At 46.4% G+C, this 26,598-nt stretch carries 23 protein-coding genes; all 23 read right to left on the reverse strand.

Annotated features, from left to right (window positions below):
- Window positions 1-89: 89 nt before the first annotated feature.
- Window positions 90-905 carry a pyruvate, water dikinase regulatory protein gene (locus AB4Z45_RS16785; protein WP_076266901.1) on the reverse strand — a complete coding sequence of 272 codons (816 nt, stop codon included), beginning with the start codon at window positions 903-905 and terminating at the stop codon, window positions 90-92.
- 27 nt (window positions 906-932) lie between these two features.
- A complete protein-coding gene (gene glyS / locus AB4Z45_RS16790; protein WP_441910440.1) occupies window positions 933-3,014 on the reverse strand; it encodes a glycine--tRNA ligase subunit beta in 2,082 nt (693 codons plus the stop codon).
- On the reverse strand, window positions 3,007-3,894 hold the full coding sequence (gene glyQ / locus AB4Z45_RS16795) for a glycine--tRNA ligase subunit alpha (protein ID WP_076266899.1): 888 nt from the start codon (window positions 3,892-3,894) through the stop codon (window positions 3,007-3,009). Before glyQ ends, glyS begins: the two co-directional genes overlap by 8 nt.
- Window positions 3,895-4,252: 358 nt before the next feature.
- A complete protein-coding gene (locus AB4Z45_RS16800; protein ID WP_441881072.1) occupies window positions 4,253-5,794 on the reverse strand; it encodes an MDR family MFS transporter in 1,542 nt (513 codons plus the stop codon).
- A gap of 153 nt (window positions 5,795-5,947) precedes the next feature.
- On the reverse strand, window positions 5,948-6,691 hold the full coding sequence (recO, locus tag AB4Z45_RS16805) for a DNA repair protein RecO (protein WP_076266897.1): 744 nt from the start codon (window positions 6,689-6,691) through the stop codon (window positions 5,948-5,950).
- Window positions 6,692-6,819: 128 nt separating this feature from the next.
- Entirely contained in the window at window positions 6,820-6,981 is a 162-nt protein-coding gene (locus AB4Z45_RS16810; RefSeq protein WP_441910441.1) for a YqzL family protein, read from the reverse strand.
- Between the two features lie 100 nt (window positions 6,982-7,081).
- On the reverse strand, window positions 7,082-8,005 hold the full coding sequence (era, locus tag AB4Z45_RS16815; protein ID WP_054024225.1) for a GTPase Era: 924 nt from the start codon (window positions 8,003-8,005) through the stop codon (window positions 7,082-7,084).
- An 8-nt stretch (window positions 8,006-8,013) separates the two neighbouring features.
- Window positions 8,014-8,451 carry a cytidine deaminase gene (gene cdd, locus AB4Z45_RS16820; protein ID WP_441910442.1) on the reverse strand — a complete coding sequence of 146 codons (438 nt, stop codon included), beginning with the start codon at window positions 8,449-8,451 and terminating at the stop codon, window positions 8,014-8,016.
- A gap of 24 nt (window positions 8,452-8,475) precedes the next feature.
- Entirely contained in the window at window positions 8,476-8,838 is a 363-nt protein-coding gene (locus tag AB4Z45_RS16825; RefSeq protein ID WP_076266894.1) for a diacylglycerol kinase family protein, read from the reverse strand.
- Window positions 8,838-9,335 carry an rRNA maturation RNase YbeY gene (ybeY, locus tag AB4Z45_RS16830; RefSeq protein ID WP_076266893.1) on the reverse strand — a complete coding sequence of 166 codons (498 nt, stop codon included), beginning with the start codon at window positions 9,333-9,335 and terminating at the stop codon, window positions 8,838-8,840. Before ybeY ends, AB4Z45_RS16825 begins: the two co-directional genes overlap by 1 nt.
- Window positions 9,332-11,578, reverse strand: coding sequence for an HD family phosphohydrolase (locus AB4Z45_RS16835; protein ID WP_339203443.1), 2,247 nt, complete (start codon window positions 11,576-11,578; stop codon window positions 9,332-9,334). Before AB4Z45_RS16835 ends, ybeY begins: the two co-directional genes overlap by 4 nt.
- 17 nt (window positions 11,579-11,595) lie before the next feature.
- The gene (locus AB4Z45_RS16840; RefSeq protein ID WP_054026960.1) at window positions 11,596-12,567 is read right to left on the reverse strand and encodes a PhoH family protein; all 972 of its coding nucleotides are present in this window, start codon (window positions 12,565-12,567) and stop codon (window positions 11,596-11,598) included.
- A 6-nt stretch (window positions 12,568-12,573) separates the two neighbouring features.
- On the reverse strand, window positions 12,574-13,767 hold the full coding sequence (yqfD, locus tag AB4Z45_RS16845; RefSeq protein ID WP_441910443.1) for a sporulation protein YqfD: 1,194 nt from the start codon (window positions 13,765-13,767) through the stop codon (window positions 12,574-12,576).
- Between the two features lie 54 nt (window positions 13,768-13,821).
- Complete coding sequence (gene yqfC, locus AB4Z45_RS16850) at window positions 13,822-14,100, reverse strand: sporulation protein YqfC (RefSeq protein WP_076266890.1); 279 nt, start codon at window positions 14,098-14,100, stop codon at window positions 13,822-13,824.
- A 149-nt stretch (window positions 14,101-14,249) separates the two neighbouring features.
- Window positions 14,250-14,744 carry a hypothetical protein gene (locus AB4Z45_RS16855; protein ID WP_441910444.1) on the reverse strand — a complete coding sequence of 165 codons (495 nt, stop codon included), beginning with the start codon at window positions 14,742-14,744 and terminating at the stop codon, window positions 14,250-14,252.
- Window positions 14,745-14,814: 70 nt separating this feature from the next.
- A complete protein-coding gene (gene floA / locus AB4Z45_RS16860) occupies window positions 14,815-15,804 on the reverse strand; it encodes a flotillin-like protein FloA (RefSeq protein ID WP_076266888.1) in 990 nt (329 codons plus the stop codon).
- Between the two features lie 33 nt (window positions 15,805-15,837).
- Window positions 15,838-17,211 (reverse strand): NfeD family protein, encoded by a 1,374-nt coding sequence (locus tag AB4Z45_RS16865; RefSeq protein ID WP_441910510.1) that lies wholly within the window; start codon window positions 17,209-17,211, stop codon window positions 15,838-15,840.
- Window positions 17,212-17,367: 156 nt separating this feature from the next.
- The gene (locus tag AB4Z45_RS16870) at window positions 17,368-17,811 is read right to left on the reverse strand and encodes a GatB/YqeY domain-containing protein (protein ID WP_076266886.1); all 444 of its coding nucleotides are present in this window, start codon (window positions 17,809-17,811) and stop codon (window positions 17,368-17,370) included.
- A gap of 15 nt (window positions 17,812-17,826) precedes the next feature.
- Complete coding sequence (gene rpsU / locus AB4Z45_RS16875) at window positions 17,827-18,000, reverse strand: 30S ribosomal protein S21 (RefSeq protein WP_005547957.1); 174 nt, start codon at window positions 17,998-18,000, stop codon at window positions 17,827-17,829.
- Window positions 18,001-18,091: 91 nt separating this feature from the next.
- Window positions 18,092-18,439 (reverse strand): histidine triad nucleotide-binding protein, encoded by a 348-nt coding sequence (locus tag AB4Z45_RS16880; RefSeq protein ID WP_441910445.1) that lies wholly within the window; start codon window positions 18,437-18,439, stop codon window positions 18,092-18,094.
- Between the two features lie 127 nt (window positions 18,440-18,566).
- Window positions 18,567-19,181, reverse strand: coding sequence for a hypothetical protein (locus tag AB4Z45_RS16885; RefSeq protein WP_441910446.1), 615 nt, complete (start codon window positions 19,179-19,181; stop codon window positions 18,567-18,569).
- Window positions 19,182-19,196: 15 nt separating this feature from the next.
- Complete coding sequence (addA, locus tag AB4Z45_RS16890) at window positions 19,197-23,051, reverse strand: helicase-exonuclease AddAB subunit AddA (protein ID WP_441910447.1); 3,855 nt, start codon at window positions 23,049-23,051, stop codon at window positions 19,197-19,199.
- Between the two features lie 3 nt (window positions 23,052-23,054).
- The gene (gene addB, locus AB4Z45_RS16895) at window positions 23,055-26,570 is read right to left on the reverse strand and encodes a helicase-exonuclease AddAB subunit AddB (protein WP_441910448.1); all 3,516 of its coding nucleotides are present in this window, start codon (window positions 26,568-26,570) and stop codon (window positions 23,055-23,057) included.
- Window positions 26,571-26,598 lie beyond the last annotated feature (28 nt).

Raw genomic sequence — 26,598 nt, forward strand, 5'->3', positions numbered from 1 at the left:
TTGACGAATAGAAAATCACCGCTCGGTTTCAAATTCTTTTCCTATACTATTATATACGGCATAACTCTAAAAAATCCTTCTGCTTGACATTATGGCAAACGTACATATTCCATAATCAAACTTGCTGTCTCTTCTACGGCTCGATGTGATACGTCAATCACAACGCAGCCTAGCTGCTTCATAATAGTATCGGCATAAAGCAGTTCCTTTTCAATACGATCAGGAGTCGCATAAGATGCATTATTCGGTAGGCCAAGTGCTTTAAGGCGTTCTTTCCGTATTGTATTTAAGTATGGAACACCTATTGTAAGCCCAATTATTTTGCGTTTTGGCAGCTTAAACAATTCGTCTGGCGGCTTTAGCTCAGGGACTAGCGGCACATTAGCAACTTTGAACTTCTGATGCGCGAGGTACATCGATAATGGAGTTTTTGACGTGCGTGATACGCCAACGAGTACAATATCCGCTTTTAGTACGCCGGATGTATCTCTCGCGTCATCATATTTTACCGCAAATTCTACAGCATCTACCTTTTTGAAATAATTGGCATCAAGCACATGATTAAGACCAGGCTCTTGACGCGATTTCCGCCCAGTCCGCTTCTCCAGCGTCTCGATAAAAGATCCCAAAAGATCGATCGCGGTAACGCTGTATGCCTCTGCAAACTTTTTCATGCTGTCGCGAAGATGCGGAATAACGAGTGTATAGATCACTATTGCATCAACTTGCTGCGCCTGCTCAATAATTCGCAGCAAGCCTGCCTCTTCCGTTACAAAAGGGGCTCTGCGGATATCGGTATGAAGTGGATGAAATTGCGCGATTGCTGCGCGTACAACAAGCTCCCCTGTATCACCAGCTGCATCGGAGACGACATATACGATTACTTCGGGATTAGAACGAGACATGATCTATCATCCTCCTTACGGACTCAATTACCAAACGAGCTTCGAGAAATCTGCGATAATCGCAATATCTTCTGCGATACCAGCAAGCGTTGACAATCGATTCGCACGAACAGCCTCATCAGGCGCCATGACCATAACATTCTCAAAATAGTTATGAATAAACGGCTTCAACGATGATAAAGATTGTACCGCTCTTGAAATATCTCCCTCTTCAATCGCTTGTTTAAACGTTGGACGCTGCGCTTGCCATGTTTGATACAGCTCTGTTTCCACCTGTTCTGTGAACAAAGCTGGATCAACCGCTGCACCAGCAGCTTTGGAACCGAGATTGCTGACACGGTTAAACTGCTCGACAGTTAGCTTAAATTCAGTACGATCGCTGCTTGCAGCAAGCGCTTGAACGACGCTCGCACGCTCGATGGTCGATTTCAGATCTGCAAAACCAGAAGCCATAACGGCATCTACAACATCATAACGAACGCCTTGCTCGGACAATACGTTCTTAACGCGAAGCGCAAAGAAATCAAAAAGATCTTTGCGGATTTCAGCAGCGCCGCGTTTAAGGCCGCGGTTCTCATGTACGGATAGTGCCGCATCATACAAATCGTTTAGCTCCAGCTTCAAGCCGTGCGCCAAAATAATTTGAACAATACCTGCTGCTTGCCTACGAAGGGCATAAGGATCTTGCGAGCCTGTCGGAATGATGCCGATCGAGAAACAACCAACGATTGTATCGATTTTGTCCGATAAGCTTACGATTGCTCCTGTTAATTCAGATGGAGCTAGATCTCCGGCAAAACGCGGCTGATAATGTTCATTAATGGCTTTCGCCACTGAAGCTCGCTCTCCTGCTTTAAGAGCATAATCTTCGCCCATAATGCCTTGCAGTTCAGGAAATTCATAAACCATTTGGGATACGAGATCGAATTTGCAAATATCAGCGGAGCGGCTAATGTCGCTGGACGTTTGCTCATCAATCAGTAAATGCTTGCTCAGAAGATCAGCTGTTGCACGAATGCGTCTTACTTTGTCAGCTACTGAGCCTAGCTCTTCGTGGTATACGATATTCTCAAGCTTCGAAAGAGCATGCTCTATCGTCAGCTTATGATCTTCTTCATAAAAGAATTTGGCATCCGAAAGTCTTGCGCGAAGTACTTTCTCATTGCCTTTCGATACTAGCTCGATCGACTTAAGATCGCCGTTGCGAACCGTAACGAAAAACGGAAGAAGCTCACCTTCGCTGTTGAATACCGGGAAATACCGTTGATGCTCACGCATAGATGTAATAAGCACTTCCTGCGGAATGTGTAGAAATGCTGGGTCGAAGCCGCCAAACAATACGTTTGGATATTCAACTAGAAAAACAACCTCTTCAAGCAAATCTTCCTTGATTGCAATCTCCCAGCCTTTTTCTTTGGCTAGACGATCGATCTGAGCTACAATCAGCTCTTCACGTTCGCTAACATCAGCAAGAACATGCTGCTCGCGCAGGCGCTGAGTGTATTGAGCAGGCTCTTGTACAGTAGCATCATTGCCAAGGAAACGATGTCCGCGTGTTGTATTGCCAGTTTGTACCCCTGTAATTTCAAAAGGAATCACATCTTGACCAAATAGTGCAACCAACCATCGGATCGGTCTAACAAACTTTAGCTCATGATTGCCCCAACGCATGTTTTTCGGAAAAGACATCGAAGTAATCAAGCTGAGCAAGCCATCTGGCAGTACCGCTGCTGTGTCTGTACCGATGCTGCTTTTGGTAGCATAAACATATTCAACGCCAGCTAGTTCTTGGAAATACAACTGTTCAGGCTCAACGCCTTGGCTTCTAGCAAATCCAAGAGCAGCTTTGCTCCAATTGCCTTGGTCGTCTTGAGCAATTTTACGAGAAGGGCCTTTGGCTTCTTCATTCATATCCGTTTGCTTTTCAGCTACGTCGTTGATTAGAACAGCAATTCGGCGTGGTGTAGCATACACATTTACAGCGCCGTGTTCGATTCTTGAGTCCGAAAGCCACTTCACCATTTTATCCTTTAGCTGGTTCATCGCACCGCGCACGAACCGAGCAGGCACTTCCTCAAGTCCGATTTCAAGCAACAAATCTCTAGTCATGCTGCTCCACTCCTTTCTTCAGCAAAGGGAATCCAAGACGTTCTCTTTCCTCGTAGTATGTCGATGCGCAAGCACGCGCTAAATTTCTTACCCGTGTAATATAGCCCGTTCTTTCCGTTACGCTGATTGCGCCGCGCGCATCGAGCAGGTTAAAGGTGTGCGAGCATTTTAATACGTAATCGTACGCTGGAAACACAAGATGATGCTCCATCGTTTTTTGAGCTTCCTGCTCATACATGTTAAATAAAGAGAACAGCATTGCTGTATCCGATGTCTCGAATGTATATTTGGAATGCTCATACTCTGGTTGTTTGAAGACGTCACCGTAGGTTACTCCTTCAACCCATTCCAAATCAAAAACATTCTCTTTTTGTTGAATATAAGAAGCCAAACGCTCCATACCATATGTGATCTCAACAGCGACAGGATTAGCATCAATGCCGCCAACCTGTTGGAAATATGTGAATTGCGTAATTTCCATGCCGTCCAGCCATACTTCCCAGCCTAAACCCCAAGCGCCAAGAGTTGGCGATTCCCAGTTATCCTCAACGAAACGGATATCATGCTCAAGTGCATCAATGCCTAGCTGCTTCAAGCTTTCCAAATAAAGCTCCTGTATATTGTCAGGCGATGGCTTCAAAATAACTTGGAATTGATGATGCTGGTATAAACGGTTTGGGTTCTCACCGTATCGACCGTCCGCTGGACGTCTTGATGGTTCCACATAGGCAACATTCCAAGGCTCAGGACCAATCGAGCGTAGAAACGTCATAGGGTTCATCGTTCCTGCACCCTTCTCAACGTCATAAGGCTGTACGAGAATACAATTTTGTTCAGCCCAGAACTGCTGCAAAGTCAAAATCATTTTTTGAAAATTCATAACTGACCCTCTCCTTCTTCCTCTGTTTTGTGTCCGTAAAAGCGAAGCAGGCAAAGGTGTTTATACGCAAAAAACTCCCGTCTCTACGCCTGCTCCCAGACGTAGGGACGAGAGTTGTAATCCCGCGGTTCCACCCTACTTGGTCAGCTCCTTAAGAGCAAACCCTCTTTGCTTGTATACGACTCCGGAGTGCCTTTTCATCGTTTTGACCGTCTGGGCTTTCACTTTCCCCAGCTCGCTAACCAAGTCGGCTTAAAACGATTACTTTCTCCATCACTGCCCAATATTCATATTGCATTATTTTATGCTTCTTTATGCCAATTGTCAAACATAGTTCCTAGGTATCATAGTAAAGCCGCTAATGTGCACGAATCTCATCTGTATTAGCCGTTTTTCCATCACGTTTGCCGATAATATCTTTCATACCCGTATTCCCCATCATCAAAACACAAACTAATGCTAAGCCTGCGGGAACAATAGACCAAACAAACGTGGTTGATACTGAATCTGACAAAGCGGCAACAATCTTCTCCATGACTGGAGCCGGTATTTCCGCACGCTTCTCCGGTGATAACAGCTCACGTGCATTTTCCGTCATCGGAGCCGCTCCTTCTCCACCTGCGAAAGCATCTGTCATCCCCTTAGTAAAGTGGTTGCGCTGAATAATGCCGAATACCGTAATCCCTACTGTCATGCCTAATGAACGAATGAAGGACATCGTAGATGTGGCGCTACCTCTTTGCCGCATATCGAATCCATGAATGGAGGACATTCCAAGCACAGAGAATGAGAAGCCGATACCAAATCCAGTTAAGAACATATACACGGACAACATAAACCTTGTAGTTTCCGGCGTAATGGTGGATAGCAAGAAAATACCTGTAATAAATATAACAGCTGAAATCATCATGACGCTGCGGTAGGACATTTTGTTGACTAATAAACCACCGAGCTGCGCCGCAATAACTGATCCCAAGGTCATAGGCAGCAAAGTTAAACCTGCACTAACCGCTGTTCCGCCGAATACGCCTTGGACAAACATCGGGATATATAAAGCTGCTGTAATAAACGCCGCTCCGTAGAATAAGCCTGCTCCCGTGCTTGCTGCAAACAGTCTTTGTTTGAACATATTAAACGAAATAATTGGTTCTGCTGCCTTCGTTTCCACAAAAAGAAATATGCCGAGTAAAACGGCAAAGCCAGCAAATAAACCAATAATTTGCGCTGAATCCCAAGCAAACTCAGTTCCACCGAGCTCGAGTGCAAACATGAGACAGACGATAGAGCCCACAAGTGTCGTTGCTCCCCACCAGTCGATCTTTTGCTTGGAATGAGAAAGCGACTCTTTGTAATAAATAACGATAAAAGCAAGTGCCACAAGACCAATGGGTACATTGATGTAAAAGATCCAGCGCCAATTGATATATTCCGTTAAGTATGCGCCTGCAAGCGGTCCAAACAAGCTTGAGGTACCAAATACAGCACCGAACAATCCACCCATTTTACCGCGTTTCTCTGCTGGAAAAATGTCAAATACGATTGCAAAAGCAATTGGCATCATCGCACCGCCGCCAATACCTTGAATAGCACGGTAAATAGTCAGCTGCGTAATCGATTCAGCCGTTCCGCAAAGAACAGAGCCGATTAAAAATAAAGAGATACCTAAAACGAAAAAACGTTTTCTCCCATACATGTCAGACAATTTCCCGAAAATCGGCATGCCTGCCATCTCTGTTACCAAATATGCAGATGTAACCCACACATATTTGTCCAAGCCGCCAAGATCGGATACAATCGTTGCCATTGCGGTCGATACAATCGTATTATCGATTGATGCGACCAGTATACCAAGCAAAAGTCCGGCCACGACAAAGCCCAGTCTATTTTGTCCTGTAGACATCAGGTCAACCCCTCCAATTACTATGAATCTCAAACAACCTCATCTATCATAAATCAATTTCTTAGATGATGAAATCATGCAGAGGAATGAGCCTTCCCTCCGTCTTGAGACCGATAACAAACCAAAAGCACCCATTTCAAGAAATGAATTTCTTTACATCAATTTATCGAGCTGGTCAAGAAAATTACGCGATTTCAACTGCATTCCTAAATGAGTATCTAACAGCTTACGCATAGCAATTTTAAGCTCTGCTTTTGTCTCAGGCTTCACTTGAATTGAACCAAGTCTTCTCATATCCATCCTGCGGAACAAACGAAGCAGCTTATAAGCACCCTCCCCTAGCGAAACCGCATGAGGATCTTTGCCGGTACATCGTGAGCATAATATTCCACCCGCATAGGGAGAAAGTTTAAAAGGACCTACAACGTTTCCGCAGCTTACACACTCATCAAGTGCAGGAGCATAACCAGACAAGTCCAAAATGCGCATTTCATAAAGATGAGAAACGATTTGCGGGTCTTTGCCTTCTTGAAGTGCTGAAAGACATGCTTTTAGCTGCTCAAAATGAAAGCCCGTTGCCTCGTCGTCCTGTATGGAACGATCCGTCAATTCTGCTACGTAAGAGGAATAAGCAGCTAAATCAAGCTTCTCACGCAAAACATGGTGAGATTCAATAATCTCACCATGATTAAGCGTGCCAAGCCCGCTGCTTCGGAAATAAACAAACTCTCCATATGTAAACGGCTGCGCGAGCGAAGAATGTTTGCTTTTCACCTTTTTCGCTCCGCGTATAAGTACACCCGCTTTTCCATTTGTCTTCGTCAGCAGTGTAACAATTTTATTGCCTTCCCCGTAATCCATGCTTCGCAGTACAATTCCCTCGACACGATACAACATAATGCAAACTCTCCCCTGAAAGCAGAAACGTATGTTTACCGTCCCATGGCGGCAAACATACGTTTAGCTGTTAGAAACAAAAAACCTTCAATACTTGATCAACCGATTCAAATAATGCCATTGATACGTTAGACAGATGTGTCCTCGAGGTCCAGCTCGGCAAGCTCATCCTGATTTCCTACTAACGCATCGGAGCTGCCCTCTGCTCCGTATTGGTTTATTTCCTTGTATAACATGAAAGACTCGACATCCCCGGTCAACGTAAAATACTTCCACGAAAAATTCCGCATACGTATTCATCCCTTTCCGTCCCCTGAAATGCTGCTTCAGACGTTAATAGGATGCGATAAACCGCTCATGTCTATCCTTAACAAAATACGTCAATTATGCTTATTCGTTCCGGTAACCAAGATCCTTCAGCACACGCTCCTGATTGCGCCAATCCTTCTTCACTTTTACCCACAGCTCGAGAAAGATGCGTGAGCCAAGGAGCGCTTCGATATCTTTTCGCGCTTGTTTGCCAACTTCCTTCAGCAAATCGCCTTTTTTGCCAATGATGATCCCCTTCTGAGAATCACGCTCTACAAAAATAACCGCGCCGATATACACGACTCCATTTTCCTTTACACGCATATCTTCAATTGTTACTGCGATTGAATGCGGAATTTCCTCACGCGTCATATGCAATATTTTCTCGCGAATAAGCTCCGAACAAACAAATTGCTCAGGGTGATCAGTTATTTGATCAGCTGGATAATACTGTGGTCCTTCTGGCAAATAACGAGTCAGCTGTTCAAGCAAGGTTTCCACATTATTGCCCTTAAGCGCTGAAATTGGAATAATTTCCGCAAATTCATGCAATGCATTATATTGTGTAATCATCGGCAGAAGCTGTTCAGGCTCTACTTTATCGATTTTGTTCATTACTAGGAAAACAGGTGTTTTCACTTTTTTCAGCTGTTCAATAATAAAACGGTCACCGCCGCCAAGTCCCTCTGACGCATCGATCAGAAAGAGCGCTGCTTCCACTTCACGAAGCGCGCTTTCCGCGGTTTGCATCATATAATTTCCAAGCTTGGATTGTGGTTTATGAATACCAGGTGTATCAAGAAACACGATTTGTGTGTCATTTGTCGTATAAACACCATGAATTTTATTCCGTGTCGTTTGCGGCTTATCTGACATAATCGCAATTTTTTGGCCGATAAGATGGTTCATCAGCGTTGATTTACCAACATTTGGCCTGCCGATTATAGCTACGAAACCGGACCGAAATTTTTTGTTGCTGCGTTCATTTGATGTTTTTTGATTCATATTCTTGTTTAACGCTCCCTATTATCTAATGAAGCCGGCGTGAAGGCACCCGGCAATATGCCTGAAACGGTTGAGATCGTCCATTGACCTTTTAAATTCCCCATAATGACAGGCATTTCTGGCGGACATAGCTCAACTAGAACTTGGCGGCAAACGCCGCATGGCGCGATTGGAGTATCCGTATCGCCAATAACAGCTATTGCTTGGAATTGTCCTGGTCGCTTACCATCCGCTACTGCGCGATATAATGCGGTACGCTCCGCACAGTTTGTTGGACTGTAAGCTGCGTTCTCTATGTTGCAACCATAATGGACTTGGCCCTCATCGTCAAGCAGTGCTGCTCCAACCTGGAAATTTGAATAAGGAACGTATGCTCTTGACATCGCTTCCTTAGCCGCATTCATTAGCGAAGTGTAAGACTCCGACAAACCTTCAAAAACCACCATAAATATCCCGCCATTCCCCGTTTTTTAATCCATTATTAAATGCCATAAGGGCGGCCCAAGGATGAGCAGCCCTATAATTGCAGAAATTGCAGCAGCAACTAACACCGCCCCAGCAGCAACATCCTTAGCAGCTTTAGCTACTGGATGAATATTGGGGCTTGCTAGATCAACCGCCTGTTCAATTGCCGTATTTATCATTTCAGCACTTATCACGAGGGCGATCGCCATTAAAATAATCGCCCATTCAAGCGGCTTAAGTGATAGCATAAATCCTAAACAGCACACCACAGCGGCGGCAATCGCGTGAAACCGCATATGACTTTGAGTCCGAAGAGCAAAACCTATGCCGGATATTGCAACTGCGAAACTAGATATAACTTTTCGCATTAACGAGTTAAGCCAGCCTGCTGCAAAATCGCTTCTTGCTTAGCGGTCATTTCGGCTTCGGTTTGATCATCCTGATGATCGTAACCGATCAAATGCAAAAACCCATGAACAAACAAAAAGCCGATTTCACGTTCCAAGGAATGACCGTACTCCTCGCTTTGAGCAAGAGCCGTATCCACGCTTATTATAATATCGCCAAGCATGCCTGAGATCGGGTCCTTCTCATCCTCGCTGTCCACTTCAAAAATAATATCGAGCTCATCTACGCCGTCTTCTTGCATAGCGAATGACAATACATCGGTTGGACGATCAATTCCGCGATATTCACGATTCAGCTGATGAATTTCCTCATCGTTTGTGAATGTTAAAGATACCTCACCATCGGAAATGCCTTCCGCTTCACCAGCCAATTGCAGCAACTGCTCTATTTTTGTAATCCAATCCTCGGGTATTTCCAGCTTTTCCTGCTCATTGCTCCAACCGAGTTGCAAGCTCATGACAAACGCTCCTTTGTTTTCACATCATCCGGATATTCAATACGTGAATGGAAGATGCCAATTACGCTTTCCTTAAGTGAATGCGCAATTTTGTCCAGCTCCTTCAACGTTAAATCACATTCATTGTATTGATTGTCATCCAGCCTGCTTTTAATAATTTTGTTAATCATTGCTTCTACCTGCTCTACTGTCGGGTTGCGAAGGCTGCGAACCGCTGCTTCCACGCAATCAGCAATGCCAACAACAGCCGCTTCCTTTGACTGTGCCTTCGGACCAGGATACCTAAAATCATCTTCCGTAAACGCAGGTTCGACACCTTGTTCTTCCGCTTGTTTTATCGCTTTGTAATAAAAGAATTTCAGCGATGTTGTTCCATGGTGCTGCTCTGCAATATCGCGAATCGGCTTAGGGATATTGTGCCCTTTAAGCATATCGACGCCGTCTCTCGCATGAGCAACAATGATTGATTTGCTTAACTTAGGATCAATCGTATCATGCGGATTTTCAATATTGGATTGGTTTTCGATAAAATAATTCGGCCGCTTCGTCTTTCCAATATCGTGGTAAAACGAACCAACCCGGCATAATAAGCCGTCTGCCCCAATTGCTTCTGCTGCCGCTTCTGACAAATTGCCCACCATTACGCTATGGTGATAGGTTCCCGGCGTTTCAGTCAACAGCTTGCGAAGCAGCGGGTGATTGGGATTCGAAAGCTCTACAAGCTTAAGCGCAGATAAAATGCCGAATGTAACTTCAAAGAACGGCATCAGTCCAATGACAAGCACCGCAGTAATCAAACCGCTAGCAAACGCAAAAGCAACAGAATAGATGAAATGAGCCCGTTCCAGCTGTTCAGACAGCAGTAAAATGGATAAAACAGACAAGGAGCCGAATAAGCTCACCATTATTCCGGCCTTCAATATTGTTGATCGCTGACTCGCTCTATGAATCGAGAAGATGGCAGCAAACGAAACGACAATAATGACAAAGCCGTACTGGAAATCAAAAATTTGATGCTGGCTCGTGTTCAATATAATACTGCCCATTATTGCAAATATTATGGAGCTGATCATGGCTAGATGCATATCTAGCAGCAATGTAATCAGCATCGTCCCGAGAGCAGCAGGAGCCAAATAACCCGCATAAGGGGCAGCATCCGTCTGCGTCAACGAAGTAATCTCCATCGTAATAATATTGATCAGAAAGATGAGCCATAACATCAAAAGAGAAGAGTTGTTATATTTGGGCTTAATCCCATTGATACTTCCAGACTGATGCAAATACGCGTAAATGACGACGATAAACATCACAGACATGATTAGCAATCCGAACTGCGGCCAATAAGTCTTACGATCCTGCAGCAACGAAGAATCAACGAGCAGCTTGTACAATTCAGGAGTAATCGTCTGACCGCGCTTCACGATCAGCTCACCTTCTTTAATTACGACAGGCGGCGTGTTTTGCTTAGCCTGCACTTTAGCCTCGTCCGTCGCTTCCTTATCCAGAAACTTGTTTGGCATGATGGCAAATCTCGCAAGCTCCTGCACAATTTCTCTGCTTGTCCGGCTTGATAGCGAGCTTGCATTAACAAGTTCCGCAACCTGTGTTCGAGCGGTTTCCGCATCACGAAGCTGCTCTACTGTCAGTTTACGCACAATATCCCGAGCTACATCGCGCATCTCGGTTAGCGTTTCTGCTGTTAGATTGGGCATCTTGTAAAAGGTTTCTTCCGGAATGGTGTATTGCTGCTCCTTTGCTATAAGCGCCATTTCCTCAAGCAGCGTGTTGTTATACGTTCCACGGCCTTTATTCAGCTTAACAAAGGTATCAATATACTCCGAATAACGGCCTGGAATTTCATTGCGATAAATATCAATCTTATTTTGCAAGGTTACTTGATCGTCCTGATTCAGCTGCTCTATTCGAACAAAGATTTGGTCGACCAGCACCTCGTTGCGTAGCGGTACTATCGAATAGATGACATCGACTTTCTCGGCTGCATCCTCTTCCGCTTGTCTAGTGGCCTTCTCGTCTTTAATTTGGAAGGGCGCTTTGATGTCCTTCTCGCTTACAGCGCCCTCCTGAATATCATAGGTTTCAGGAACGAGATGCGGAGCTAAGCTGAAATAGAATAGCAGCACAAACATCAACATCAGCACCCAGCGAACGGCTGCACTCTGCTTCCAACCCGCCGTTTTGGACGGCCGCAAGTTCCCTTGTTTTCCGGTCTGGTTTTGGTTCATGCAGCAGACATCCCTTTCTAGGCTTTGTTTTCAGCATCCCAGTTGTAGGCAACAATAATCTTTTGAACGAGCGAATGACGAACGACGTCCTGCTCTGAGAAAAGGATGATGCCAATTTCCTCTATGTCTCTCAGAATCCGCTGAGCTTCAATTAAGCCGGAGTTTTTGCCCCGCGGCAAATCGATTTGCGTAACGTCTCCTGTTATAACCATTTTAGAACTAAATCCTAGTCTTGTTAGAAACATTTTCATTTGCTCAGGCGTCGTATTTTGTGCTTCATCCAAAATAATAAACGCATCGTCAAGCGTTCTGCCGCGCATATAAGCAAGCGGAGCAATTTCAATCATACCGCGCTCGAGCGCTTTGACCGTCTGATCAGGTCCAAGCACATCATGCAGCGCATCATACAAAGGACGAAGATAAGGATCAACCTTCTCCTGCAAATCGCCTGGCAAAAAGCCGAGATTTTCTCCCGCTTCTACGGCAGGTCTCGTAAGAACAATTCTTTTTACCGAGCCTTCCTTCAAAGCAGCGACAGCGAGCACAACGGCCAAATATGTCTTACCTGTTCCGGCTGGGCCTATTCCAAACACGATATCCTTCTTGCGTATCGTCTTTACATAATGGCGTTGACCGATCGTCTTTACCCGAATCGGCTTACCACGGAAGGTAGTTGTAATTTCTTTCTTAAACAAGTCCAACAGCTCTTCTGCCTGCATCGATCTGGCAAGCTCTAGTGCATATGCAACATCACGCTCTGATGGCTTATAGCCCCCGCGAACGAGCTGTAAGAGCACATTGTATAGTTGTTCTAACGAATCAACCTCTTCTACAGGACCTGATATGACAATTTCCGCTTCACGCGATGTAATCGAAGACTCTACTTGCGCTTGAATAAGACGCAAAAAATTATCCTGTGGTCCGAATACTCCAAGTCCTTCCGCTGCGTTGCCGAGCGGTATCTTTACTACTTTCGTTTCAATTTGCAACAATCCTCATTCTCCCTGCATATGGACTAGTGGCATTTCCTTAACGATAGATTGCTCGACTTCAAAAAGAACTTTCATATAAACTTTACCATTGTCCGCCTTTTCATGCAAAACAATTTCATCGCGGATGACTGCGTCGCTGCCTGTTTTAAGCAGCAATTTGGCTTTAGCCTGCAGAATACCGACGTTCTTCGCTTCTTCTTCAGTAAGCGTGCGGTCTTCCATTCGGGTTTCCATTATGGTCTCCTTCATTCTACCAATTGGCAGCGACCAATTGCGCCAGGATACCTTCTCTTCATGCTTAATCGATTCGGATTTTCCGAAAGCAGAATCACCGTATCCGCTAAGCTGAAGAGCTCTTGAGCCGATGACTGCAAACCATTTCGTCTCTTTATCTCCAGTATACACCTTAACCTGTTGAACAAGCGGTGAAGAAATTTCAAATTCGTACCAAACAAGCCCACGAACATTGCCCTTGGCAACGACAGTGCGTGAATTCATTTCTCCCCCAATCGTTCCCGAGATCAAAATTTGGTCTTTTTTCACCTTCGTATTTTTCCGAACGACGGGCCGTCCCGCCTCCGCTATAATTTCCGTAACAACAGCATCATCAGATGCGACCAGATGTCGAGGGGTATTCAAGGAAGCCTTATCCGGTATGGTTGATTCAACCACTTGAATGATAACCTTTGTCCCCTTTTTTTCCACGCCAACCCAGGTTGAGCCTGGAAGCTTGCGAACAAGCTGCTTGGACAGCACATCAGCATCGGTTAAACGGAATGACCACTGCATAGGATATAAGCCTTCCTCTTTGGCTGCAGCCCGTACTTGATCCTCTGTGAGCTTGACATTGCCTTGCACTTCGATGCTCCAAACAAGCGAGGAGAGCATAAAGATAATCGCAAAAAACAACACGATGCCAGCCGCAAAAAGCTTTCTGCGCTCTGCTTTTACCAGCAGAAAAGGCAAGCCTTTTCGCTTCGTTACATGAACACGACAGCCTGTCTCTTTTAAATACGGACGAAGGCCAAAAAAATCACTGATTGACAGCTCACATTCAAGCAAGCCGCTGCTTGTCCATCTGATGGAAGACAGCTGCAAGCCGCCAGCCAGCGCTCGGTTGACGAGCTGCTCAGGTTGTCCCCCCCGAATATGAATGGTGACCATACCCTTTAACCAATTTGCACCTTGTCCGCTCACGTCCATTCCCCTCCATTACCTCAGCTATTGATAAAGAAAATCGCCTTATCTATTTCATGGAATCAATTGAATATTCGTAATTTGTCCCTCGATAAACACTTCTTCTGTCCAAATGGTGCGGATAACTAGAGAGCTTCCCGTAACCTCCAACTGGCCTTTGCTTAGCGCGAGTCTCAATCGCTCACTAGAGAAATGAACAACACCACGATGGTTCTCGATATATAATTGGCAGTCTCCAATCATTGTTAATCGCGGCAAATCAAATACGACATCATGCGGCATATCAAGCAGCTCTGCTGTCATTTTGCGAAATCTCTTTTTTATGTGGCGCATGTACGATTCTTTGCCTCCTTCAAGGTTTGCTAAAAGTAAAGCAAAGGAATGGCGATTTTCATGTACTGTACCAAAATATGCGAACCACTCTATAATTATGGCTCCAAAATAAAAAAACCGCCTAAGCGCAGCGCTTAGGCGGTTTAAATTTATTTTCGAAAAGGTTTTTTCGAGCGCGGCGGTCCTAATACTTCGGCCCAAATAACTGCTTTCCGCAAATCATCGGATCGAATGGATGCTGCATTGATGCTCTGGCTTCCATAATTGCGCTGTGCTGCAGCCTGTGTTGTTTCTTTGTTAGCTGCTGCTCTTTGAAGCGCGCGCTGCAGAGAAGCTGTTTGCGGCGCTTCTGCGCTCTCTCTGCTATAAAGCGTCGAATTCATATCAGAAGAACGCTCAACTTCAGTTACAGAGCGATAAACCGTTCCTCCAGCTGCCTGCGGCGGTTGCGGTTGCGGTCGCTCTACCTCTTGCTCCAGTTCTCCGGACTGCGGGAACAATGAACGCGGCAGCCCTCCGCCGCCAAAGTCAGGCATTTGACCAGGCTTCTTCTTCGCGCCGGATTTGCCGAATACCGAAGCCAGCGCACCCAGTATAACGACTACGATAAATATGTTATTCATCAGAAATTCTATAATCTTCAACTTGCCTTCACCTCCAAGGCTCAGTTACGTTGATCCAACTTGATCCAACCAAATAACTGGGCCATCGACTTTATCGGCCGTCTTTAATGTCCGTAGAACTGTCCTGCTTGCCGATAGAGCTGCGCATATGGGTATCCGCTTCGATGTTTTTCAAGTTCATATAGTCCATAACGCCAATTTTCCCGCTTCTAAGCGCTTCAGCCATGGCAAGTGGAACTTGTGATTCCGACTCTACTACGCGCGCTTCCATCTCTACGACTTTTGCTTTCATTTCCTGTTCGTGAGCAACGGCCATCGCACGGCGCTCCTCGGCTTTTGCTTGAGCGATTTTTTTGTCCGCTTCCGCTTGTTCCGTTTGAAGATGTGCACCAATGTTTTTGCCTACATCAACGTCCGCGATATCGATCGACAATATTTCAAACGCTGTACCTGCGTCAAGCCCTTTGCCAAGCACAGTGCGAGAGATCATGTCCGGGTTTTCCAAAACGTCTTTATGTGAGCCAGCAGAACCTACAGTCGTTACAATCCCTTCACCAACACGAGCAATAATTGTTTCTTCACCCGCACCACCGACTAGGCGTTCAATGTTGGCACGAACCGTAACACGAGCTTTTACTTTCACTTCAATACCATCCTTCGCAACCGCAGCTACGATTGGTGTTTCAATGACGCGCGGATTAACGCTCATTTGTACGGCTTGTAGTACATCACGACCAGCCAAATCGATAGCCGCCGCACGTTCGAATATAAGTGGAATGTTCGCACGTTGCGCTGCAATCAACGCATTGACAACCCGATCGACGTTACCGCCTGCCAAGAAGTGACTCTCAAGCTGGTTTATGTTAAGTCCCAGACCTGCTTTTGTTGCCTTAATTAACGGGTTGACGATTCTGCTTGGTACGACGCGGCGAAGACGCATGGCAACGAGCGTAATAATTCCAACTCTAACGCCCGATGCTAATGCAGATACCCATAGCATAATCGGGAAAAAGCTTAAGAATACGGACAGTACGATAATAACAACGACAGCCAAAATTAAAAAAGATACGATAGGATCCATTTGTTCCAACCTCCATTTGTATATTCGTTTTCTCTATTTTGTTACTTCTTTGACAACGACCCAAGTACCTTCCGCTTTAATGACGGTCACCGTTCGGTTCGTATCGATAAACTCTCCAGAGGTAACGACATCAATTCGCTTGTCATTAATAACAATTGTTCCTGCCGGTCTCAGCGGAGTAATTGTTTTCCCTTGCAATCCGAGCAGTGAATCCTTTATATCCGCAGAAACAAAACCTTGCTCCGTTGTCAGCTTCTCGCGCAATATAAATTTGTTCCAAATACCTCTGGATTTGTTCATTCTAATAAAAATAACGATTAGAATGGTGGCAACAACTAACGCAATGACGATCGATATGAAAGCCGTCATTGGGTCTGAAGCAGCGGTAACGACTCCTGCTACCAACGCAGCACTGCCGAGCAAGCCCAAAATCCCAAAGCTTGGTACAAACACCTCGATTATGAGCAAGGCTATTCCAATTACGAACAGCACGACCGATTCCATTCCGGCAAATCCTGCAACATAGTGGCCAAAGAAATAAAGGGCAAACGATAATATTCCGACAACGCCCGGTACTCCAAAGCCTGGAATGATCATTTCAATAACGATACCTGCAATGCCAAGTATGAGCAAAATCGTCATAACGATTGGATTGAGCAGCCATCTAGCTACATTTTCCGCAAGTGACGGAACAACCTCAATTTGTGTTCTGCCTTCCAAGCCCAGCCATTTGACTGCTTCATCAACGTTCGCTGCTGTATGCTCAGAGTATCCGACTTTCTCAGCTTCACTTGCTGACAGGGTAAGAATTTCTCCCTTTAGCTTATCTCTGCCAAGCTTGTCTTTCAGCTCCACCATTGCATTCGGATCCGCCATAGCGACAGCGATACTCTTATCGCGACCCTGCAATCCTGCTGACTCGCTCATTTCAGAGGTCCAATAGGAAATCGTTTTGGGATTATCCTCTAATGTCCCTGAGCCATCCACTACAGCAGCTGCACCAATCGTACTGCCCGGCTGCATGATGATATTATCAGCATTTAAAGCAATATAAGTGCCTGCTGATACGGCTTTCCCCTCTACAAAAGCCGTAGTAGGAATGGCGCTCTCCCTTATAAGATGACCAATTTCCTCTGCGTTTACGACTTTCCCGCCAAGCGTATTAATAACGAGAATCACATGCTCAGCTTTTGCTTCCTCAGCTTCTTTAAAGGCTCGCTCCAAAAAGGATTGAAGCCCCGATTCCACCGTTTGTTTAACGGGAATCACATACACTGCTGGGCCAACTTCATTTGCTGCCTTTGCTTTCTCCCCCGGTGAACCAAATAATGCTGCAAGCGTCACCATTAACACCGCTGCGATCAATGCGATTGGAGTGGCGGACATACTTCTTCGCCATCGATTCATGTGCAAGAAGGTTCCTCCTTTTTTTCATGTTTGCTTTCTACTACGTTTGACAAATGAAAACGTTTCAGGCAGCCTTCTCCACATCATACCATTTACTCTTGAAACGTACAAAAAAACACCCCCGTTAAGGGGTGTTTTGTGAGTCCGTATGTTTAGTTAGTTGAGATGTTGCTGAACGAGCTGATTTACTAGTTTACCGTCAGCGCGTCCTTTTGTTTTAGGCAAAAGGGCACTCATAACTTTTCCCATATCGGCTTTGGAAGAAGCACCGAGTTCATGGATGGTCTGCGTTACTATCTCTTGAATCTCTTCTTCAGTCAGCTGTTCGGGAAGGTATTGACTAATAATTTCAATTTCGACCACAAGACCCGCTACTAAATCATCGCGGCTGGCTTTTTTAAATTCTTGGAGGGAATCTTTACGTTGTTTGATTTCGCGACTCAATATATCAAGCACTTCGTTATCGTCCAATGGACGCTTGAGATCGATTTCCAAGTTTTTCACTGACGCGCGCATCATACGAATAACGGAAAGTTTAAACTTGTCCTGATTCTTCATGGCTTGCTTCATATCATCGGTCAATCTTTCGCTCAGGTTCATTATGGAAGGATCCTCCTAAAACTTTCTCTTGCGCGCAGCCTCAGACTTCTTCTTGCGCTTTACACTTGGCTTTTCATAATGCTTGCGTTTTTTCACCTCAGCTAGAACACCATCTTTAGCGATGGAACGTTTAAAGCGGCGAAGCGCAGCATCAATAGTTTCGTTTTTGCGAACTTTAGTTTCAGACACCAGTTTTCCCTCCCTCCGAAACAGACCGTCCAGAGCTATAACACGGTTTATCAAATTTCATTATATGTCAAACCAAAAGGCAGTGTCAACTTTAGATATCTACAACCCGAGAAGAAAGTTTCGTTCCCCCCAATACATGGATATGCAGATGATAAACAAGCTGTCCTCCGTCGGCATTAACATTGTTGACCAGTCGATAGCCTGACTCCGCAATTCCTTGTTCCTTTGCGATTTTACGAGCTACCGCGAACATCTCGGCTATGACCTCGTCATCTTCATCGGTAACATCATTCATCGTTGCGATATGCTTCTTAGGAATGATAAGAATATGTACAGGAGCAGCTGGCTGTATATCGTGGAATGCGAGAATTCTGTCATTCTCAAATACCTTCTTCGACGGTATTGCACCCTCGATTAATTTACAGAAAATACAGTCCATAGGTTTCACCCCCTATTCGCTTTCCTTACCATATCATACCGAAATTTTAGCCGCTAGTCCAATCATTAAAGATAACCCGCAAAAACTTCGAAGGTGCCCTTCCAAAAAAGCGACTGAATCCAAGCTGCTACTTCGAAATCTCAGCTGATTTTTCCTTCATAACAGCCTGCATCTGTTCAACAAGCCGAGCCCATTCAAGCCCGCTGGACAACCGAATAATTGCAATGCGGCTCTCCCCTATATTTGTATTAAAACCACTCAATATACCTGATATGGTTTCAAACGCGCTTTTTAATCCCTGAATGTACGCGGCATCGGTTTCGTTCAAAGCACCATCATAGTGACCAATCGTTTGCAAGCCTTTGTCGACATCAGTTACATAGGCCAAGGTAAGCTCGTTGTTGATTTTTTCCGGCTCTGCGATCACGCTTGCTGCTTCTGCAGTAAATTCCACCAAAGCATGGCCGCTCGCAGCTGCTTGACCTGAAAGAAATGCAATGGCATACCGTTCGTCTAAAGTTTTACTTTGAAGCAAAGCATCCAGCTGCGGGAGCATTTTTTCTACATAATCTTTAGAACCAATCGCTGCTTTAAATATTTTTTGGCCTTTTACATAATTGTTTTCTTGTTTATTTTGTAAAAATTGCGAGTACAAAAAAACATTGCCGATTAAGCTGAATACAAGAATAACGAGAGTTATCGGCAGCGCGATAGAGCGTTTGCCCGTTTGCTGTGGTTCCAACTTCACAGCCTCCTTTTAGATTTGGTTTGTTCTCTTAAGGTGAACGGATTGACCCCCGTCAAAGAAAAAGACATGGCTCTCATCCACTTTTCTCCCGAGAACAGATTCGATTGCTTCGGCATACAACTCCAGCTGGAAACGATGCCGCTCCGCTGCTTCCACCCATTGCTCCTTATAAATGCGATCCGTCTTATAATCGAGCAGTACGACTCCAGCAGCATCCTCGAACAAGCAATCTATTACCCCTTGAATCAATATCGGCTCATCTAGATCTGAATTCGGATAAACACGTTTAGCAGGGAACATGCAGCTGAACGGAACCTCTCTTCGCACCCAGTCAGCGTTTAACAACCGCTGTCCAAGCTCGCTTCGGAAAAAAGCTGCGACGTTCGGCAAATCAATTGCCTCCGATTGCTTTACTGTTAATAAACGCTGTTCAATCATATGATCAAGCGTTTGTTTAAGCAACGGTTCATCTATTTCCTCAGTGAGGGAGACAAGCTGCATAAGCAAATGATTAACAGAGCCCTTCTCAGCTGCTGTAAGCGACTTTTCCTCCATAAAGGCTGGACGGCGCAGTCGGAACGTATACGATGCTTCTGGAGCAGTTGCAGCTTCTTGAAGATGTGTATTCGCCTGATGCTGATTCAGCTCGTCCAATGGAACAGCATCCTCCTGCTCTTCCGAATATAACCTCTTCATTTCCGTAACCGATGTTTTGGCAGCGAGTGCCGCCGCTTCTTGATGCGGATAATGCCAATCCAACCGCTCACGCAGCTCATCATCTGCTTCTACATGCTCAAGAAGCGAAAGTGAAGTAACCGCTTGAAGCCGTTCTTCCTTGTCCTGGTCCTGCAGCTCCGTCTCTGACGCTGCTGCGGCTTCAGTGCCGAATATAGAAGCAGAAACAACACCAGCATGCCAGTTCGGAGCATTATAGTCAGCCAGCTGACTGTCATTGATTTGCCTAGCCGCTAGCGGACCTAGCCAATCGATAAATGAGCGTGCTGCAGCAACCCGGAAATCAGACATTTTACCTGAAGCATCGACGGAAGAAAGCCATCGCTTAAGCTTGGCTTCGGCATCCGCTACAGTCGCGACGAGAAACATTTTTTCCTTTGGACGGGTTAGCGCAACATACAAAATACGCATTTCCTCTGCTAGCATTTCTTTACGCATGGCTCTTCGGATAGCCAAATAAGGAAGTGTAGGATAACTAATGCGAAGAGCAGGATCAACAAAACGAGGTCCGAAACCGAGCTCTTTGTGTTTCAAGAAGGCACTTCGCACATCCTGCTGATTGAACAGCTTGCCTAGACCTGCTACGAATACAACGGGAAACTCAAGCCCCTTGCTCTTATGAATGGACATGATGCGAACGACATCCTCTTGTTCGCCGAGCGCTCTTGCAGTACCCAAGTCACCGCCGCTATCGCGCATACGTTCGATAAATCTTAGAAATCGAAACAAACCGCGGAACGAGGTCGCTTCATACTGCCGAGCCCGGTCATGCAGCGCACGCAAATTCGCTTGGCGCTGCGTCCCTCCCGGCAAGCCGCCTACAAAATCGTAATACCCGGTCTCGCGGTAGATTTCCCATAGCAAATTAGCAAGCGAGCCCTGCCTTGCTTCCTCACGCCAGCGGTCCAAGCTGTCCAAGAAAAGCGAAAGCTTCCTGCGCGTGTCCTCATCCATAAACAAATCGCCTGCTGCTTGAAGGACCGCATCATAATACGTTGATTTCGCAGATTGGATGCGTATTCTTGCAAGTTCCTCACCGTTTAATGCAAATAATGGCGATCGCAATGCAGCCGCAAGCGGTATATCCTGATACGGATTATCGATAACTCTTAACAAGGAAAGCATCGTCTCGACTTCCGTCGCTTCAAAATAGCCGCTGCTCAGCTCCGCATACGCAGGAATACCGCTTCCTTGCAGCTCCTCAATGATAATTGGCGCCCACTGCTGGGTCGCCCTTAACAAGATAACGACATCCCGCCATTGCATAGGTCGATTCTCACGCCGTTTGCCATCATAAACCTGGAATCCGCTGTCGATAAGAGATTGCAGCTGCTGAGCGATCCAGCGCGCCTCCAACTGCGCCGCCTTTAGCTCGGAAGCTGATTCGAGGAGCGTTCCATTTTCTCCTTGCTCTCCCTCACCCTGTCCCTCTGATGACTCTGAGTTATCGGCATCAGCTGTCTCTTCGTCATCTGCATCCGCTTTATTCAATACGGCAAACTCAACTTGACAACGATCGGCTGGCACTGGATCTGGGTAGGTAGCGCCACATACGAGTTCTGCTCGCTCATCGTAATCCATTTCAGCTACAGTCTCGCGCATGATGGCGCGGAAAACCGCATTCACGCCATCAACAACTTCCGATCGACTGCGAAAGTTGCGCGCCAAATCGATGCGCAGAGCGTCAGACTCATCTATTTCCGATCGCTTGTTCATCTCATGACGAGACAGATACGATTTATATTTTTGCAAAAACAGCTTCGGCTCAGCAAGGCGGAAGCCGTAAATGCTTTGCTTAACATCGCCAACCATAAACCGGTTGCCAGCACCTGGCCGTTCAATTAACGAAACGATTGCTTCCTGCACCATATTCGTATCTTGATATTCATCAAGCAATATTTCATCGAATTGCTGCTGGAATTCAATCGCTGCAATCGAAGGCAGCATTTGCTCTGGTGTAGAAGACGGATCACGCAAAATACGCAAGCAATAATGCTCCAAATCACCAAAATCGAGCATTCCCTTCGCTCGTTTAGCCGCTTCATAGCCTTGGCCAAATTCGATAACAAGCTCGGATAATGCCTTCATCAGAGGAGCAAGCTCCTGAAGCTCTTCCAAAAACTGCTCCGCAGTTCTGCCAAATAACTCATCAGAAAGTGAAGTGATCAGCTTCTTCGCTTGATCGCGCAGCTCCTTCGCCTGCTCCTGAAGGGACTTGTCATATTCATCGCCGCGCATCGCCTTCAGCTTGCCGAATTCGATGGACTGAAAAGGCGCTATCCAACATTCCCAGGGCATGGAATGTACCAGTTCCGAGAGACTTCTAATGATTTGCAAATCATCATCAAAGGTAGCCGCATAAGGTGCTGGGCCAGCAGGTTGTCGTGTTAGCTCTAAGGCTTGGTGCAGCAGCGAGCTCGCTCCTTCTAAAGCCATCTCAATGTCGCCTATTAAACTGACAACCCACGTACTGTTTTGCAGCGCTGCGACATCCGCGATATTAAAGGCATCTGCGGTTTGCCTAAGCCAATATTCAGGCCATGGATGGCTTTGCGCAAAGTCGAACAATTGTTGAACCAGCCTATACAAAGGCTCATCGCCGCGCTCACCGCCATAACGATCGGCAAGCCTTAGAAAAGCGCCGTTGTCGCCAGCCCCTTCATACTTTTGCTCAAATAGCTGATCGAGAACGTCAAGGCGCATTAGCTCGCTTTCGGTCTCGTTTGCAATACGAAAGCCAGGATCAAGCCCGATTAACGGATAGTAACGCCTAATGACGTCCATACAGAACGAGTGTAGTGTCGTAATCGACGCTCTATTCATTAAAGCCAGTTGTCGTCGCAAATGCTCCGAATCGGGTTGCTTTTCCAATTCAAGCTCTAAAGCGTTTCGAATCCTATCCTTCATTTCCGCTGCAGCCGCCTTCGTAAAGGTTGCAACGAGCAGACGGTCAACATCGGCGTTCGCTGATATTTTACGGATGATTCGCTCAACGAGAACGGCTGTTTTACCAGAACCCGCTGCAGCAGCTACAAGGATGTTCGAGCCGCTTGTAACGATTGCATCCCATTGATCATCGGTCCATGTACTATTTTCCGGCTTGGGCGAATCCTTTGCAGTGTGCATCATCCATTACTCCCCCTCTAGCTGCTGCCATATATGTTCCTTAGAAGGTTTGCTCAGCTTCCTATACTCGTTTCCGTCGAACTGAGCATCAAACTGACAAACCGCTTTATAATCGCAATACTGACAAGGTGTTTTTGTTCCGATACGATAAGGCTCAATTGAAACATCACCTGACTGTATCGAGCTGCCAATTCGGCTGATTGTATTTCTGACAGAATGGCGAAGCACATCCCATTGCTCATTCGAGACGACCGAAGAGCTACTATAAAAGCTTCCATCCCGCTTCAAAGCAACGGGCAGCAGCTCTGAATAGCCAGTGTCAAGCTCATCGTCCATCAGTCTAACGGTTTCCGAATCAGCCGTAACCAGTCCACGCATTTTGAATCGCTTTAAGAGCTGACCGCTTGCTTCAGCAGGGCTAATGCTGTTGGTCAGCGCCAGAATTGGATTATGCACATGAAAATAAAGTACACCGGCCGGAGAAGCAGGTCGACCAAGCCATGCCGATGCATGTGTAACCAGTACATCCAAATAAGTCAGCATCTGCAGGGAAAGCCCATGGGCGACTTCTTCAAGTCTTAGATGCGTCGAGCTCGATTTGTAATCAAGCACGCGCAGCAGCAGACCTTCCTCCGTTTCTGCAGCATCAACACGGTCGATCCTGCCGATAATCTCTATCTCACCGCCCGCCTCAAGCGGAATGCGGAGTGCAGGCAGCTTCCCATCAGGGCCAAAATCGACCTCGGTCCCTACGGGATGGAATTGCGCCCTTCGCGCATGTTCACCCAGCATAAGCGCTGCTTGGCCAACAATTTCCTTCAGCTTGCGAGCGATATATTGAAAACGACTGCTGCTTAACAAGATTTGTGATTGCAGCTTAGGAACTAAATCATCGACCGTTTGCGAGACGACCGCCTTAAGCTCCGCTTCCGATGTTTTTCCCCAGCGTCCACCAAAGCTCGTCGCCACCTTACTTAGAGCAGCGTGAAACAATTGACCAACATCAGGGGCATCCAGCCGGTAAAGCTTTCTTTCCCTGAGCTTTAAGCCGTGTATGGCAAAATGCTGAAATGGACACGATACGAACCGTTCCATGCGCGATATGCTAACTTGCAGCCTCGCTCCATAAAGCTCTCGTGCTGTATCCTTAGAAAGGAACTGCTCTTGGTTCTCATAAGTTAAGGAGCTTGTCAGCAGCTGAAGCTTCTGCTGCCACTCCGGACGAACCGCGTACCAATTGTATAGATCCCACCAGAAAGGCGCAATAACTGCTCCCTGCTGCCATTTCCGAATAGCTCCTATCAAATAGGACATCGTTCTCTGCGGCTGCGATACGAACTTTCTTTGCTCGGACAATGGCAAGCTTGGCGATGGCTCTGCTGCGATACTTTGAACGGCTATGCCCGGGAACAACTGACGGACATGCCTTACAATCTCCGAAGGCAGCAAGCTTTTCCCTTCCTCGTCGGCTTGTGCCCAGCTAAGCCATAAATGCTTGCTTGGCGTGGTCAATGCGTTATAGATCATAAATCGCTCATCAAGCAGGCGCCTGCGCACCCCTGGGGCCATTACGATTCCATCATCAGCCAAACGTTCCCGCTCCGATTCGGTAAGAATGCCGTCTTCTTTCACACGCATTGGCATGATGCCGTCATTTGCACCTAGCACGTAACATACATGTATATGCCCCGACCTTGTTCGGTCCATGCTGCCGATCAATACTTGATCCAGCGCTGGAGGTACCGCAGCAAGCTTCAAGCTGTCAAGCCCCGCCTCAATCATGCCGGCGAACAATTCTGGTGTTACGGTCTGTTTTCCAGCCAGTTCAACTAATTGATCCAAAAGCTGCATGACACTGTCCCAAAGCTGCTTGTGGCTTCTTGCTCTTTGTGTTTTCCCTGCTCCAGTATCTTGAATGCTCCAGCGCTCGAGCTTATCTGCTGCTTCGGATTCATCCAGCAAACGATATAAAGCCTCGCACATCCCTTGAACATTTTCGGCCATATTCAGTGCATCAGAGAAGCGGCGAAGAGGAGGAACAACAACCTCTCTGGCAGCAAGTACGATATTGAATTCACGCTGCGCCTTTTCGCTGATTTTGGTCTCTATATCCTCGTCATCATCAAGCGAAACAGGAACTAACGGATGCCACCGCTTATGATCAAGCCATTTCCAACCATCAATGCCTGCAGCGAGCGCATAGTTTTCCAGCATATCGAACCAGTCTCTAGGCAAACTTCCGTCAACCTTGAACAACATCTCCGTCTTAATGCAGCGGAACACCGCATCGTATCGCCAGCCAAACAAGACGGTTTCAAGCGCAGACCGAATAAACTCAATCAAAGGATGATGGACCGCCTTCTCCTTCTGATCGACAAAATAAGGAATGCCGTAATCAGCAAAGACTAGTCCGATATAGTCGGTATAATCCTCCGCATTTCGTACCATAACTGCAATATCCCGCCAGCGCAGCCCTTCTTTACGTGCTCTGCGAACGATATCGCGTGCAACGGCCTCAACCTCGGCACGTCGATTCGCAGCGGCATGCAGCGATAAGCCGCAGCGTGCATCTTCTTCGTCCAATATCGTTTTGTCAGCAATAAGCATCGGTATTCTCTCGCTATAATGCTTCTCGAGATGAGCAAGCATTGGACTGCTTTTAAACCGAACAGGAGGAATTTCATCTAGCAATATGGGAGAAACGACCTCAACCTCATATTGAGCAGCCAGCTCCATCAGCTTATTGTAGGTTTCGGCTGTTGGATGAAACAGATCCAGTTCATGCGGCAGCTCACCTATTCCATAAGTTCTATTTAGTGTAAGTGTGACCGTCACCTGAGCGGATGAACCGATCAACGTTCCTAGCGCTTCATATTCCGTTGGCGTAAATCCATAAAATCCATCCACCCATATATGCGCGCCGTTCATAGCAGAGGCATTAGCAAAACCATTTTGCAAATAACGCAAATAATCCTCGGCGTCAATATACATGCCCGCGAGTTCCTGCTCCATCTGACTATAAATGAGCTGCAAATCATGCAGCTTGCGCTTTAGCAATGTTGATTGGCCTGCTTCTGCCTTAGAAGCGTCCTGCTTGCCCTGTAAGAGCTCGGAATCTATTCCGTACCTTTTCCACTCTGTTAGAAGCTCTGCAAGCCTATCGATGAATCCAGGCTGTTCCGCACCGTTTTGAAACAGCTCAAGCTGCTTTCCTAGCCGATGTACGATCTTGTAGAGAAGCATATGCTTCCCCGTATCGTTAATCGGAACGAGCGCCGTTCCGCCCGTCTCCTGCATGACCCGAAAGGCAAGGCGCCGAAAGCTAAGCGCCTGTGCCCTGATCGTCCCGTTTAATTCACCGCTCTGCAGCAGCGCATATTCGGTTTGAAAGGTAGCCTGTTCCGGTACAAGCATGACGAGCGGCGGTCCGTCCGGTTGACCTTGCAGTTGCTTTCTTATTTCATTCAAGCAATAGGATGTTTTTCCGGCTCCCGAACGCCCGATGACAAAGCGAAGCGACATGTGCAACTCTCCCGTCTATTCGTTTAAA

The organism is Paenibacillus sp. MCAF9, from assembly GCF_052114265.1.
Classification (GTDB): domain Bacteria; phylum Bacillota; class Bacilli; order Paenibacillales; family Paenibacillaceae; genus Pristimantibacillus.